At 72.3% G+C, this 13396-nt stretch carries 10 protein-coding genes; 1 reads left to right on the top strand and 9 read right to left on the bottom strand.

Annotated elements, in window-relative coordinates:
• Positions 1-43: 43 nt before the first annotated feature.
• From ACH5AF_RS09150 to rsmI, 9 genes are all read right to left on the bottom strand, one after another.
• On the bottom strand, positions 44-1729 hold the full coding sequence (locus ACH5AF_RS09150; protein WP_398900861.1) for a PQQ-binding-like beta-propeller repeat protein: 1686 nt from the start codon (positions 1727-1729) through the stop codon (positions 44-46).
• Between the two features lie 292 nt (positions 1730-2021).
• Positions 2022-3830: an ABC-F family ATP-binding cassette domain-containing protein gene (locus ACH5AF_RS09145; protein ID WP_398900859.1), complete on the bottom strand. Its 1809-nt coding sequence runs from the start codon at positions 3828-3830 to the stop codon at positions 2022-2024.
• 43 nt (positions 3831-3873) lie between these two features.
• Positions 3874-5187 carry an acyltransferase gene (locus ACH5AF_RS09140; protein WP_398900858.1) on the bottom strand — a complete coding sequence of 438 codons (1314 nt, stop codon included), beginning with the start codon at positions 5185-5187 and terminating at the stop codon, positions 3874-3876.
• A gap of 539 nt (positions 5188-5726) precedes the next feature.
• Positions 5727-6620 carry a 4-(cytidine 5'-diphospho)-2-C-methyl-D-erythritol kinase gene (locus ACH5AF_RS09135; protein ID WP_398900857.1) on the bottom strand — a complete coding sequence of 298 codons (894 nt, stop codon included), beginning with the start codon at positions 6618-6620 and terminating at the stop codon, positions 5727-5729.
• A complete protein-coding gene (gene rsmA, locus ACH5AF_RS09130; protein ID WP_398900856.1) occupies positions 6617-7477 on the bottom strand; it encodes a 16S rRNA (adenine(1518)-N(6)/adenine(1519)-N(6))-dimethyltransferase RsmA in 861 nt (286 codons plus the stop codon). The genes ACH5AF_RS09135 and rsmA overlap by 4 nt, the downstream gene beginning before the upstream one ends.
• Positions 7474-8943 (bottom strand): ubiquitin-like domain-containing protein, encoded by a 1470-nt coding sequence (locus ACH5AF_RS09125; RefSeq protein ID WP_398900855.1) that lies wholly within the window; start codon positions 8941-8943, stop codon positions 7474-7476. Before ACH5AF_RS09125 ends, rsmA begins: the two co-directional genes overlap by 4 nt.
• 241 nt (positions 8944-9184) lie before the next feature.
• Positions 9185-10054 (bottom strand): TatD family hydrolase, encoded by an 870-nt coding sequence (locus tag ACH5AF_RS09120; RefSeq protein ID WP_398900853.1) that lies wholly within the window; start codon positions 10052-10054, stop codon positions 9185-9187.
• Positions 10055-10103: 49 nt separating this feature from the next.
• Positions 10104-10577, bottom strand: a complete 474-nt coding sequence (locus tag ACH5AF_RS09115) for a hypothetical protein (RefSeq protein WP_398900852.1) — start codon at positions 10575-10577, stop codon at positions 10104-10106.
• Between the two features lie 149 nt (positions 10578-10726).
• Entirely contained in the window at positions 10727-11584 is an 858-nt protein-coding gene (gene rsmI / locus ACH5AF_RS09110) for a 16S rRNA (cytidine(1402)-2'-O)-methyltransferase (RefSeq protein ID WP_398900851.1), read from the bottom strand.
• 61 nt (positions 11585-11645) lie between these two features.
• Here rsmI and ACH5AF_RS09105 point away from each other — a divergent pair, with 61 nt between their 5' ends.
• Complete coding sequence (locus ACH5AF_RS09105) at positions 11646-13373, top strand: dolichyl-phosphate-mannose--protein mannosyltransferase (RefSeq protein ID WP_398900850.1); 1728 nt, start codon at positions 11646-11648, stop codon at positions 13371-13373.
• The last annotated feature ends 23 nt before the right edge of the window (positions 13374-13396 follow it).

Here is a 13396-nt window from a genome sequence, read left to right as displayed (position 1 = left end):
GTGCGAGTAGGGGTGGGGGACGTCCGGATGACCCAGACCGCGTTCACTTGCCGAAAGCCATCATGGTGTTCGTCTTCTGCTCCGCCGTGTCGTCCAGCGCCTGGACCAGGGGGACGAGGAGGAAGAGTCTGCCGTCCGCGAAGACCGCGCGTGCCTCGGAGAAGCCTTCGGCGTCCGTTTTCGGGAGCTTGAGCAGGACCTTGCGCTCTCCGCCGGCCGGGGCGACGGTCGAGACCGCGCCGCCCGCGTAGATCGAGGGTCCGATGTGGTGCACCACGGTGCCGTCCTCGGCGGTCAAGGGCGTGATGCTGCGTTCGTCGCCCGGCGACGAACGCCCCGTGGCCCGGCCGGTGTCGAGGTCGAACGTCACGACCTCGTTGGCGCTGCCCTTGGTCGCGAGGTACACCGCCGACCCGTCGGCGGCGGCGCCCGCGCACCAGCCCTGGATCTCGCCGCGCAGCAGGATCGTTCCGCTTCCGCAGCGGGGCTCGAACTCGTCCGTGCCGAACACGATCCGCGAGCGCAGCCGGCCGGTGTCGGTGAGGACCAGCACCTTGCGGTCGACGACCTCGCCCGCCATGTCCTCTTTGTGGGCGAAGAAGGCGAGCGGGGCGACCGAGAAGACCTTGTCGACCTTCCAGTCGGCCTCCAAGGCGTACCGCCACGCCGGTCGGCCGGTGGCCGGGTCGATCCCCTGGAGCTCCTGCCTGACGACCTCGTCGGCGGCCGTCGGACAGTCGGCCGCGGCGATCAGCCGGGAACCGCCGGCGAACGCGAACGGGAGGCAGCCGGCGGACGGCTTGCCGAAGAGCTGCCTGCCGTCGGTGACGGAGTAGCCGAAGGAGGTGTCGGTGCCGACCGCGGTGACCGTGTTCCCGCTGAGCGCGAGCACCAGGTCGGAGAACGCGGTCATGCCCTTGGGCTTGGGCACGGTCGTGCGCCAGCCCGCGGTGCCCGTCTTGGCGTCGATCATCCGCAGGACGCTGCAGTCGGACTTCGACGAGTGGCCGTCGAGCACACCGATGACGATCTTGCCGTCGGGCGAGTGCTGGGGGGCGGCCATACAGATGTCGGAGTCGAGCTTGACGGTCCACTTCTTGGCACCGTCCGTCACCGAATAGCCGGTCACCTCGCGGTACATGGCCTTGACGACGGTGTCGCCGACCACCCACGGCCCCTGTGCCCACGCGCCGTCGCCAGGCACGTCGGCGTCGTTCTTCGTCACGAACAGGACCCTGGCCTCACCGGCCCTGCGCTGGGCGTTCAGGTCCTCGGCCGCGTCCTGGCCGGCGGACGCCGTGGGTGAGCCGGCCGGCTTCGGGGCGTCGTCCGACGCACCGGCGACGGGCGAGGGCTTCTGGCCGTCACCGCTCGACACCGCGTAGGTGACCCCGCCCGCGACGAGCAGTGCGGCCACCGCGGCGACGGCGACGGCGACGCGGCCCACCCGGCGCGGTCGACCCGTCGAGGGGTGGGGCTGAGGCTGCGTCGGGTGGGCCCCGTAGGGGGGCGGTGTGCCGTACGGCCCCGCCCCGCCGTACCCGTCCCCGTACCCGGGCGTAAGGGGCGCCGGCGGGGTCTGCGGTGCCTGGGCGGGCGGAGGGGGATACGCACCCTGCTGCCCTTGGTTCTGCTGGTTCTGCGCAGCGCCGAAGCCCCCCTGCTGCCCCTGATTCTGCGCAGCGCCGAAGGCACCCTGCGGCCACTGCCGATCGGGCGGCTGAGTCATCAGCGCCTTCCCCCTGTCTCCTGCGGTCCGCTGCCGGGCTCCCCCCACGTCTTTCGGCGCGGTCGTACCCCACCCCCGTGATCCCGGCGGGCGCGTTCAAGCGCCCCGACCCGGAAAGGAGTTGATCGGACGTTTTCCGTCGTACTGCATTCGGTCGAGCTCAGTCGAGCGCGCTTCTTTGTATCACCCACGACGAACGCGGAACGGGCTCGGTCCACCCCTGTTCCCAAGGGAGGACCGGCCCGTGATGCTGTTGTTACGCGGTTTGCACGGCTTCTCTACGGGTGCGCCCCTAGGCGTCTTCCGCCAACTCGAGCCAGCGCATTTCCAACTCGTCCCGCTCCCCCGCCAGTTCACGCAGCTCGGCGTCCAGCTTCGCCACCTTCTCGAAGTCTGTCGCATTGTCGGCGATTTGGGCGTGCAGCTTGGTCTCCTTGTCGGAGATCTTGTCGAGCTGCCGCTCGATCCGCTGCAGCTCCTTCTTCGCCACACGCGCGTCCGCGGCGGACTTCTCCTTGCCCACGGCCGCCGCCGGGGCGGCCGGCGGCACCGGCGCGGACGCCTCGACCATGCGCGCCCGGCGCTCCAGGTACTCGTCGATCCCACGCGGCAGCATCCGCAGCGCGCCGTCGCCGAGCAGGGCGTACGTGCGGTCCGTCGTCCGCTCCAGGAAGAACCGGTCGTGGGAGATGACCACCATCGAACCCGGCCAGCCGTCGAGCACGTCCTCCAGCTGGGTCAGCGTCTCGATGTCGAGGTCGTTCGTGGGCTCGTCGAGGAAGAGGACGTTCGGCTCGTCCATCAGCAGACGCAGCAGCTGAAGGCGGCGCCGCTCGCCACCGGACAGATCACCGACCGGCGTCCACTGCTTCTCCTTGCCGAACCCGAACTGCTCGCACAGCTGACCGGCGGTCATCTCCCGGCCCTTGCCGAGGTCGACGCGGTCGCGGATCTGCTGCACCGACTCCAGCACCCGCAGCGCCGGGGGCAGTTCGGTGACGTCCTGCGAGAGGTAGGCGAGCCTGACGGTCTTGCCGACGACGACGCGGCCGGCCGCGGGCTGCTTCTCGCCCTGCGTACGGGCGGCTTCGGAGAGCGTGCGCAGCAGCGAGGTCTTGCCCGCGCCGTTGACACCGACCAGGCCGATGCGGTCGCCGGGGCCGAGATGCCAGGTCAGATGCTTCACCAGCACCTTGGGCCCGGCCTGCACGGTCACGTCCTCCAGGTCGAAGACCGTCTTGCCGAGCCGGGCGCCGGCGAACTTCATCAGCTCGGAGGTGTCGCGCGGCGGCGGCACGTCGGCGATCAGCTCGTTGGCGGCCTCGATGCGGTAGCGCGGCTTGGACGTACGGGCGGGGGCGCCGCGCCGCAGCCACGCCAGCTCCTTGCGCATCAGGTTCTGCCGCTTGGCCTCCTCGGTCGCGGCGATGCGCTCGCGCTCGGCCCGTGCGAAGACGTAGTCGCTGTAGCCGCCCTCGTACTCGTACACCGCGCCGCGCTGCACATCCCACATGCGGGTGCAGACCTGGTCGAGGAACCAGCGGTCGTGCGTGACGCAGACGAGCGCCGAGCGGCGGGCCTGCAGATGCTTCGCGAGCCAGGCGATGCCCTCCACGTCGAGGTGGTTGGTGGGCTCGTCGAGGACGATCAGGTCCTGATCGGCGATGAGCAGCTTGGCGAGCGCGATGCGGCGGCGCTCGCCGCCGGACAGCGGCCCGATCACGGTGTCGAGTCCCTGCGGGAACCCGGACAGGTCGAGCCCGTCGAACAGCCCCGTCAGCACGTCGCGGATCTTGGCGTTCCCGGCCCACTCGTGGTCGGCCAGGTCGCCGATGACCTCGTGCCGGATGGTGGCCTCGGGGTCGAGCGAGTCGTGCTGGGTGAGCACGCCGATCCGCAGCCCGCCGCTCTGGGTGACCCGTCCGGTGTCGGGCTCCTCCAGCTTGGCGAGCAGGCGGATGAGGGTGGTCTTGCCGTCGCCGTTGCGGCCGACGACGCCGATGCGGTCCCCCTCGGACACGCCGAGGGAGACGGAGTCGAGCAGGGCACGAGTGCCGTACACCTTGCTGACTGCCTCGACATTGACGAGGTTGACGGCCATTTCTCTCCTGCCAGGGGGAACGATCGACCCCCCAGCCTACTTGTCACCGGCGGCTGCCCCGCCCGGCCCTTTCCACCAGCAGCCAGCCGCCGAGCGCCATGGCGACGGCCGCGGGTGCGCTGACCGGCACCGCGACCAGCACCGCGGTCCGTCCCTCCAGCAGTCCGCCGAAACCGACCATGGACAGGGCGAGGATGCCGAACAGGCACAGCGCGATCCCCGTGGCGGCCACCGGTCCGGTGCCCGGCACCGGTGCCGCGGCGGCCGGCCCCGGCCTCTCGAAGCCCCGGAAGACGGCCACGAGCAGGGCGGTCATGACGACGGCCGCCGCGATCCGGAACGGGACCTCCGCCCACCAGGCGGCGGTCGCGGGCTCCGTCGGCTCCAGACCCGCGGCCGTCGTCGCTCCGTACACGCCGAGCATGGCGGTCAGATGCCACAGGAACGCGGTCATGGCGATCCCGTTCGCGGCGACCACGCCCCGCCAGACGCGAGGACGCCGCAGCAGGCGGGCACCCGGGCCCTTCAGCAGCTCGACGGCCCCGACCAGCCAGAGCCCGTGGCACAGCAGGGCGAGGGTGGGCGGAGCCATGTTCGAGACCTTCTCGCCGGGCATGCCGACCATGGAGAGCGGATACGGCCCGAGAGCGACGAGCGCCGCGGCCCCGGCGAGACCGGCGGTCGCGAGCGCGGCGGGCGCCCGGAGGCGGCCGTCGGCCCGCAGGAAGCCGAGCTGATGGACGGCGAGCCAGACGAAGGCGAAGTTCAGGAACTCGACGAAGGGCACGTCCGCGGCGAACCGCAGCACGTCGACGGCTGCCGCGGCCCCGGCGAGCGCCCCGAAGGCGCCCCATCCCCATCGCTCGTGCAGCTTCAGCAGCGGCGGGGTGAACGCGACCATGGCGAGATAGATCCCGATGAACCACAGCGGCTGTGCGACGAGCCGCAGCGCGACGCCCGTCATGCCGCCGCCTCCGCCGAACAGCTGCACGACGAGCGCGGCGGCGCCCCAGACGAGGACGAAGGCCATGGTGGGCCGCAGCAGCCGCCGCAGGCGCGCGCGCAGGAAGACGGAGTACACGGGCCGATCCGGGTGCCGGCGCCGCAGCGACCGGTACGACAGCGCGTGCGAGAACCCGCCGACGAAGAAGAACACGGGCATGACCTGGAGGACCCAGGTCAGCACCTGCAGCCGGGGCACGACGGCGAGCAGATTCCCGACGCCGTCGTCGGTGACGGCGGCCATGAGCCAGTGCCCCCCGACGACGACACCGAGCGAGGCGACGCGCAGGAGATCGACGTAGCGGTCCCGGGTGACGGGGGTGTGTTCTGCGAGCACGCGGAGGTCTGTGGCCATGCGCTTACGCTCGCGCCGGCGGCGTGGCGCGCGGGAGGGCGCAGGTACTCATGTGGGCCTGAGTACGTGGGGGGCGGTTGACCGCTGCGCGGGCTGTTCCCCTACCCGCCCTTTCCCTGACCGGGCAAGCCCCGGACCCCGTACCGCGCTTGGCGCGGTGTCCTCAATCTCCCCCTGCGGCCTGGCGGCCGTGCGAGCCCCAGCCCCGCCGGCGCTTGAGGCGCTGGGGCTCCTTGGAGGGTCCGGGGGCGGAGCCCCAAGTTCGGGATGGGGGTGCCGCCCACGGCCGCCAGGCCGTAGGGGAGGGCGGGGTGGGAAACGGCCCCCCCAGCGGCCCGCCACGCAGCACGGAACGGCTCCGGGCGCAGCCGGGAACGGCTCCGGGCGCAGCCGGGAACAGGGCCGGGGCCGAGCCCGGGACGGGGCCGGGGCGCAGCCCGGAACGAGGCCGGGGCCCAGCCTGGAACAGGGCGCGGGCGCGGCCCGGAGCGGGGCCAGGGGCCCGGGCGCAGCCCGGAGCGGCCGGAGGTCGAGCCCGGTTACACGACCGTCGCGCCCCGCGCCGGACCCGTCGTCACCCGGGCCGCGCGGCACGTGCCCGACGACATCAGCGCCGACGCCACCGCCTCCGCCCCGTCCGCGTCCTTCGTCAGGAACGCCGTCGTCGGGCCCGAACCCGACACCAGTGACGCCAGCGCGCCCGCCGACATACCTGTCGACAGCGTCGCCGCGAGCGACGGGCGCAGTGAGAGCGCCGCGGGCTGGAGGTCGTTGACGAGCGCGTCCGCGAGCGCCGCCGCGTCGCCCGTGCGCAGCGCGGCCGCCAGCGCGGGCGAGGCAACGGGATCGGGCACGGCGACACCTGCGTTCAGGCGGTCGAACTCCCCGAACACCACCGGCGTCGACAGCCCACCGTCCGCCATCGCGAACACCCAGTGGAACGTCCCGCGGACCTCCAGCTCCGTGAGCTGCTCGCCGCGGCCGGTGCCGAGCGCCGCCCCACCCACCAGGCTGAACGGCACGTCGGAGCCCAACTCGGCGCAGATGGAGAGCAGTTCCTCCCTCGACGAGCCGAGTCCCCACAGCACGTCGCACGCCAGCAGCGCGCCGGCGCCGTCGGCGCTGCCGCCCGCCATGCCGCCGGCGACCGGGATGTCCTTGGCGATGTGGATGTGCACATCGGGCGAGATCCCGTGGCGGGCGGCCAGGAGCTCGGCCGCACGGGCCGCCAGGTTCGTACGGTCCAGGGGGACCTGGTCGCAGCCGGGGCCGGTGCACGTGATCGTCAGCGAGGGGGCCGGGCGGACGGTCACCTCGTCGTACAGGCCCACCGCGAGGAACACGTTGGCGAGGTCGTGGAAGCCGTCGGGGCGCGCCCCGCCGACCGCCAGCTGGACGTTGACCTTCGCCGGCACCCGTACGGTCACACTCACTGCTTCGCCTCCGCGATCCGCGCGAACTCCTCCACCGTCAGTGCCTCACCGCGCGCCTGCGGCGAGACTCCGGCCGCCACCAGCGCCGCCTCCGCGGCGGCGGGTGATCCTGCCCAGCCCGCGAGCGCGGCCCGCAGGGTCTTGCGGCGCTGCGCGAAGGCCGCGTCGACGACCGCGAAGACCTCCTGCCGGGAGGCCGTCGTGGCGAGCGGCTCCTTGCGGCGCACCAGCGACACGAGGCCGGAGTCCACGTTGGGGGCGGGCCAGAAGACGTTGCGGCCGATCGCACCGGCCCGCTTGACCTCGGCGTACCAGTTGGCCTTGACGGACGGGACGCCGTACACCTTGTTCCCCGGGCGGGCGGCGAGCCGGTCGGCGACCTCCGCCTGGACCATGACCAGGGTGCGTTCGATCGTCGGGAAGCGCTCCAGCATGTGCAGCAGGACCGGGACGGCCACGTTGTACGGCAGGTTCGCGACGAGCGCGGTGGGCGGCGGCCCGGGCAGCTCCTGGACGTGCATGGCGTCGGAGTGGACGAGCGAGAAGCGCGACGCCTTCTCGGGCAGCCGGGCGGCGACCGTCGTCGGCAGGGCCCCGGCGAGCACGTCGTCGATCTCGACGGCGACGACCCGGTCCGCGGCCTCCAGCAGCGCCAGGGTCAGCGACCCGAGTCCGGGGCCCACCTCGACGACGACGTCGTCGGGCTCGACCTCGGCCGTGCGCACGATCCGGCGGACCGTGTTGGCGTCGATGACGAAGTTCTGGCCGCGCTGCTTGGTGGGGCGTACGCCCAGCGCGGCGGCCAGTTCACGGATGTCGGCGGGGCCGAGGAGTGCGTCGGGATCAGTGGTGCTCACCGATACAGCCTACGGCCGCAGTGCGGCCACGGACTCGCCCCCCGCTGCACGTACAGCTTCTTCGCCCGGTACGTCTGCTCTTCGGGCGAGGCGTCCTGCGGGCGTCCGCTGCCACCCAGTGAGCGCCAGGTCCCGGTGTCGAACTGGTACAGCCCGCCGTAGTTCCCCGACGGGTCGACCGCGCCGGGCCGGCCGCCCGACTCGCAGTCGGCCAGGGCGTCCCAGTCCAGGCCGTCGGCGCCGCCCACGGACGAGGGGAACTGCCGGGTGCCGACCCGGACCCGCTCGGTGACCGGCTCGCGCACGACCTCATCGGAGAGCTTGCGCGGCTTCTGGCGTACGCCGTTGACGCTGCGCAGCGCGTAGGTGACCCGGCGCACGCCCGGCGTGCCCTGCCGGACGACCACCTCGGTCCCGGTGAACAGGGACGGGTCGCGGGCCCTCTCGACCGCGTACGGAATGGGCTCCTCACCCACCTTGCGGGTTCCGGTGACGCGCATGACGGTGACGGTCTGGCCTTCGCGCGGAAAGCTCTCGGGGGGTGCGGACGTGGTGTCCTGGGCGTGCAGTTCGATGCCGGCCTGGGCGAGGGCCTCGCGCACGGTCGCCGCGTTGGTGTGGATGCGGTGCTCGCGCCCGTCGGCCATGAAGGTCACGGACCGCTCGGTGCGCACGTCGAGTGCGAGTCCGGAGCGCGGGACCGCAGAGGAGCGCGATACGGACACGAACGCGCCCGCCGCCCGGACGCCGAGCCCGCGCAGCGCCGCCCCCACCGTGCGGGCGGTGGTCCACATGGTGCGGCGGTGGCCGTCGAGGCTGACGACGAGGGGACGGCCGTAGCGGACGACGACCTCGTCGCCGTGGTCGAGTTCCGCGCGGGGGCTGGGGGCGACGATGTCGTGCGGTCCCACGGCGAGACCTTCGTCGTGCAGGAGTTCATGGACGTCGTCGGCGAAGGTGTGCAGGTGGCGGGGTACGCCGTCGACGGTCAGCCGTACGGACTTGTCCGCGGCGACGAAGGCGGACGTCCCGCCGGCGAGGAAGGCGACGACGAGAGCCTGCGGAATGAGCCGACGCAGGGTGTCGGGCCGCTCGGCGGGGCGGCGGCGCCGCCCGCGTCCGCCGACCCCGGGTACGCGTCCGCCGGCGGCGGGAGCATCGCCCGGCGGCTCCGCCGCCGGGGACCGGCGCGGCAGCACGGGCGGCTCCGCGCCGGCGCCGCCGAGGTCCAGGTGCGGCAGGGTCGGCGCGTAGGCATCCGCGAGCCGGACATCGACCGCCGTCGGCGCATAGGCATCCGCAAGCCGGACATCGACCGCCGTCGGCGCATAGGCATCCGCAAGCCGGACATCGACCGCCGTCGGCGCATAGGCATCCGCAAGCCGGACATCGAGCGGGACATCGACGGCCGTCGGCGCATAGGCGCTGTCGTACGCGCCCTGCGGCCAGGCGGCCGCCTGGCTCACCTTCCCCCCCTGGCCCGTCAGCGGCGGCCCGGCCCGCGGGGCGTCCCACGCGGGGGGCGGCTCCTGCCGACGGAACGCTCTCCGGCCGCCGCGTGCGGCACGGTGACTGCCCTGCGCATTGCTCACGACGCTCCATGGGGTCCGGCCCGACATGTGGCAACGGACAGTATCGGAGCGTTCGTCACTCTCCAAAGCAACGCGAACACACACGGTCGCGACAGATCAGGTGCGCCCGATCCGGTCAGTAGCCGAATGCGCGCGCGGTATTCGCGGCGATCGCCGAGGCCAGCGTGTCTTCGTCGAGTCCCTTGACCGCCGCCATCGCCCGCAGGGTGACGGGAATGAGATAGGGCGCGTTGGGCCGTCCGCGGTACGGCGCCGGGGTGAGGAACGGCGCGTCCGTCTCGACCAGGACGAGTTCGGCGGGTGCCACGGCGAGCGCGTCGCGCAGCGGTTGGGCGTTCTTGAAGGTCACATTGCCGGCGAAGGACATGAAGTAGCCCGCGGCGGCGCAGACTTCCGCCATTTCCGCGTCGCCCGAATAACAGTGGAACACCGTGCGTTCGGGCGCACCCTCCTCGGCGAGAATGCGCAGCACATCCGCGTGGGCCTCGCGGTCGTGAATGACAAGGGCCTTGTCGTGCCGTTTCGCGATCTCGATATGGGCGCGGAAGGAGCGTTCCTGGGCGGCCATGCCCTCGGGGCCCGTACGGAAGTGATCGAGGCCGGTCTCGCCGACGGCCTTCACCTCGTCGAGGGCGGCGAGCCGGTCGATCTCGGCGAGCGCGTCGTCGAGCGCCGAGTCGCCGCCTGCCTCGCGGGCCGCCTGCCGGGACCAGCCGTCAGGGTCGCCGAGGACGATCCGCGGCGCCTCGTTGGGGTGCAGCGCGACCGCGGCGTGGACCTCCCGGTGCGCGGCGGCGGTCTCCGCGGCCCAGCGCGACCCCTTGATGTCGCAGCCCACCTGCACCACGGTCGTCACACCCACCGCCGCGGCCCGGGCCAGGGCCTCCTCGACGGTGCCGTCCTGCATGTCCAGGTGGGTGTGCGAATCGGCGACCGCCACCCCAAGCGGTTCGGGCAGCGGCGGTGGTGCGGACTTCGAGCTCATGGGCGCGATCCTACGAGGCGCCCGCCTCGGGCTCACATGCGGTGGCGGCTCACTTGCGGTGGTGGAACGGGTGCAGGAGACGGGAGGGGTGCCAGCGCTGGTGAGGTTCGGCTGCCGGTACGTCGGCCTGTGCGCCCGCCTTCGTCGACCCGGCCTCGGAGGTCTCCTTCGCGGGCGCTTCCGCGTGCGCTCGGGGGACGTCCCAGCCGGGGAACGGTCCGGTGATCGACACGGGCGTCCTGACGACGTGGGCCCCGCCTTCCGGCTCGTACTCCGGTCCGTGGGCGGACGAGACCTGGCCGGCCCGCATGATCCGTACGACGTGTCCTCCGCAGTTGACACAGGTCGGGCTGGACAGCGGCGAGGGAACCCGCTGCCCGTCCGCCTTGTAGACCACGAATCCCTGGCCGGTGTTGTCGACGTGGTGCTCGATCTCGTACGACTGCTCCCAGCCGTACCCGCAACGCATGCAGGCAAAGGCGTACGCCTCGTGGACCTTGGCGGTGCCCGTGATCTCACTCATGCCAGCTCCTTTCCACTGGTCCAGTGGACGCCTCTTCCGGCGGGAGCGCATCAGCGCCTGTCGACAAATGGTGCGAGCTTTGGTCTTTCCATGCACAACGAAGCAGGACACGGTCTGCGCTTTGCCTTTTACGATATCCCTTTACCGTCTCAAGAAGCCGGTCGAGCCGCATTCTTTGCCGCGACGACGGCGTCGAACACCTCGCGCTTGGGCAGGCCCGCCTCGGCCGCCACCGCAGCGATCGCCTCCTTGCGCCGCTCTCCTGCCTCCTCGCGCACCTGCACCCTGCGCACCAGCTCCTCGGCGTCGAGCTCGGCGGGCCCAGTCTCCGGAGCGCCCTCGACGACGACCGTGATCTCGCCGCGCACGCCTTCGGCCGCCCAGGCGGCCAGCTCGCCGAGGCCGCCGCGCTTGACCTCCTCGTACGTCTTGGTCAGCTCGCGGCAGACCGCCGCACGCCGGTCGGCGCCGAAGACCTCGGCCATCGCGGCGAGCGTGTCGTCGAGGCGGTGGGGGGCCTCGAAATAGACGAGGGTGCGCCGCTCGGCCGCGACCTCGCGCAGCCGGCCGAGGCGCTCACCCGCCTTGCGCGGCAGGAAGCCCTCGAAACAGAACCGGTCGACCGGTAGCCCCGACAGCGCGAGCGCGGTGAGGACCGCCGACGGCCCCGGCACGGCGGTGACCTTGATGTCCTGCTCGACGGCGGCGGCGACCAGCCGGTAGCCGGGGTCGGACACGGACGGCATGCCCGCGTCGGTGACCAGCAGCACCCGCGCGCCGCCCACCAGAGCCTCGACCAGTTCGGGGGTGCGCGCGGACTCGTTGCCCTCGAAGTAGGAGACGACGCGCCCCTGCGTGTGCACGCCGAGGGCCTGGGTGAGGCGGCGCAACCGCCGCGTGTCCTCCGCGGCGACGATGTCGGCGCCCGCCAGTTCGGCGGCGAGCCGCGGCGGCGCGTCCGCCACGTCACCGATGGGGGTCCCTGCGAGTACCAGCGTTCCAGTCACAAAGCCATCCTCCCAGGACGGCAGGCACCACTCGCACAGCCCTGTTCCCTACGATGGCGCGGTGACCAGTACCGCGCCACAGACCCTCGAGGGCAAGGACGCCGCCCAGCCGCCGCCCGGCTGGCAGCAGCGGCTGCGCCGTTTCGGCTACACGCCCCGGCCCGTGATCGGCCTGCGCGAACGCCTGGTGCCGCCGTACACCCGCCCCTCGGGACGGCTGTGGGCGGTGCTCGGCATCCGGCCGGGCGACGTGGAACCGCTGCTGAGTATCGCCGCCTGGGGCGGCCCGATCCTGGTGGCGCTGCTGGCGGGCCTGCTGCGGTTCTGGAACCTCGGCACGCCGCACGCGGTGATATTCGACGAGACGTACTACGCCAAGGACGCCTGGGCGCTCGTCAACCAGGGCTACGAGGCGAGCTGGCCCAAGGACATCGACAAGACGATCCTCGAGCACGGCTCGGCCGTCCCGATCCCCGACGACCCCGGTTATGTGGTGCATCCGCCGGTCGGCAAGTGGGTCATCGGACTCGGCGAGAAGATGTTCGACTTCACGCCCTTCGGCTGGCGCTTCATGGTCGCCGTGCTCGGCACCTTGTCGGTGCTGATGCTGTGCCGGATCGGCCGGCGGCTGTTCCGGTCGACGTTCCTCGGCTGCCTGGCGGGCCTGCTCCTCGCCGTGGACGGGCTGCACTTCGTGATGAGCCGCACGGCGCTGCTGGACCTGGTGCTGATGTTCTTCGTGCTCGCTGCGTTCGGCGCGCTGCTCCTCGACCGCGACCGGTCACGGCGCAGACTGGCCGACGCGCTCCCGCAGGACGCGGACGGAGTGCTGCGCCCTGACGCCCACGTCGCCGAGACGCTGCGCCTGGGCCTGCGCCCGTGGCGGCTGACGGCGGGCGTCCTGCTGGGCCTGGCGGCGGGCACCAAGTGGAACGGCCTGTACATCATGGCCGCGTTCTGTGTGATGAGCGTGCTGTGGGACGTGGGCGCACGGCGCACGGCGGGCGCGGTGCAGCCGTACGTGGCGGTGCTGAAGAAGGACCTGGTCCCGGCGTTCGTCTCGACGGTGCCGGTCGCGCTGGTCACGTACATGGCGTCGTGGACGGGGTGGTTGGTCACCGACAAGGGTTACCACCGGAACTGGGCCAGCACCGGGGACGGCCGGGAGAGCAACTGGGGCTGGCTGTTCCCGGACTGGTGGCGCAGCTTCTGGCACTACGAGAACCAGGTGTTCGACTTCCACATCGACCTGACCTCCGGCCACACCTACCAGTCGAACCCGTGGAGCTGGCTGGTGCTGGGCCGCCCGGTCTCGTACTACTACGAGGACCCGCCCGCCGGCACGCGCGGCTGCCCCAAGGGCACGGTCGACAAGTGCGCGAGCGAGGTCCTGGCGCTGGGCACGCCGCTGCTGTGGTGGGCGGCGTGCTTCGCGCTCTGCTACGTCCTGTGGCGCTGGCTCTTCCGCCGCGACTGGCGCGCGGGCGCGATCCTGTGCGCGTTCCTGGCGGGCTGGGCCCCGTGGCTGCTGTACCAGGAGCGGACGATCTTCCTGTTCTACGCGGTCGTGTTCGTGCCCTTCCTGTGCCTGGCGGTGGCGATGATGATCGGCGCGATGCTGGGCCCACCGGGCACGGACGAACGCCGCCGCGCGGTGGGCGCGATCGGGGCGGGCGTGCTGGTGCTGCTGATCGTGTGGAACTTCATCTACTTCTGGCCGATCTACACGGGCACTCCGATCCCGATGGAGGACTGGCGCGGGCGGATGTGGCTGGGCACGTGGGTCTAGCTGGGAACAAGGCGGGCCCGACA

The organism is Streptomyces sp. NPDC018833, from assembly GCF_044390825.1.
Taxonomy (GTDB): Bacteria; Actinomycetota; Actinomycetes; order Streptomycetales; family Streptomycetaceae; genus Streptomyces.
Note: the sequence above shows the minus strand (reverse complement) of the source record. Positions and strands in the feature narration are given on the sequence as shown.

What these genes read in the sequence shown, in the direction of transcription:
- ACH5AF_RS09150 (WP_398900861.1), bottom strand. Translation starts at nt 1,729, where the DNA reads ATGACTCAGCCGCCCGATCGGCAGTGGCCGCAGGGTGCCTTCGGCGCT.
- ACH5AF_RS09145 (WP_398900859.1), bottom strand. Translation starts at nt 3,830, where the DNA reads ATGGCCGTCAACCTCGTCAATGTCGAGGCAGTCAGCAAGGTGTACGGC.
- ACH5AF_RS09140 (WP_398900858.1), bottom strand. Translation starts at nt 5,187, where the DNA reads ATGGCCACAGACCTCCGCGTGCTCGCAGAACACACCCCCGTCACCCGG.
- ACH5AF_RS09120 (WP_398900853.1), bottom strand. Translation starts at nt 10,054, where the DNA reads ATGAGCTCGAAGTCCGCACCACCGCCGCTGCCCGAACCGCTTGGGGTG.
- ACH5AF_RS09115 (WP_398900852.1), bottom strand. Translation starts at nt 10,577, where the DNA reads ATGAGTGAGATCACGGGCACCGCCAAGGTCCACGAGGCGTACGCCTTT.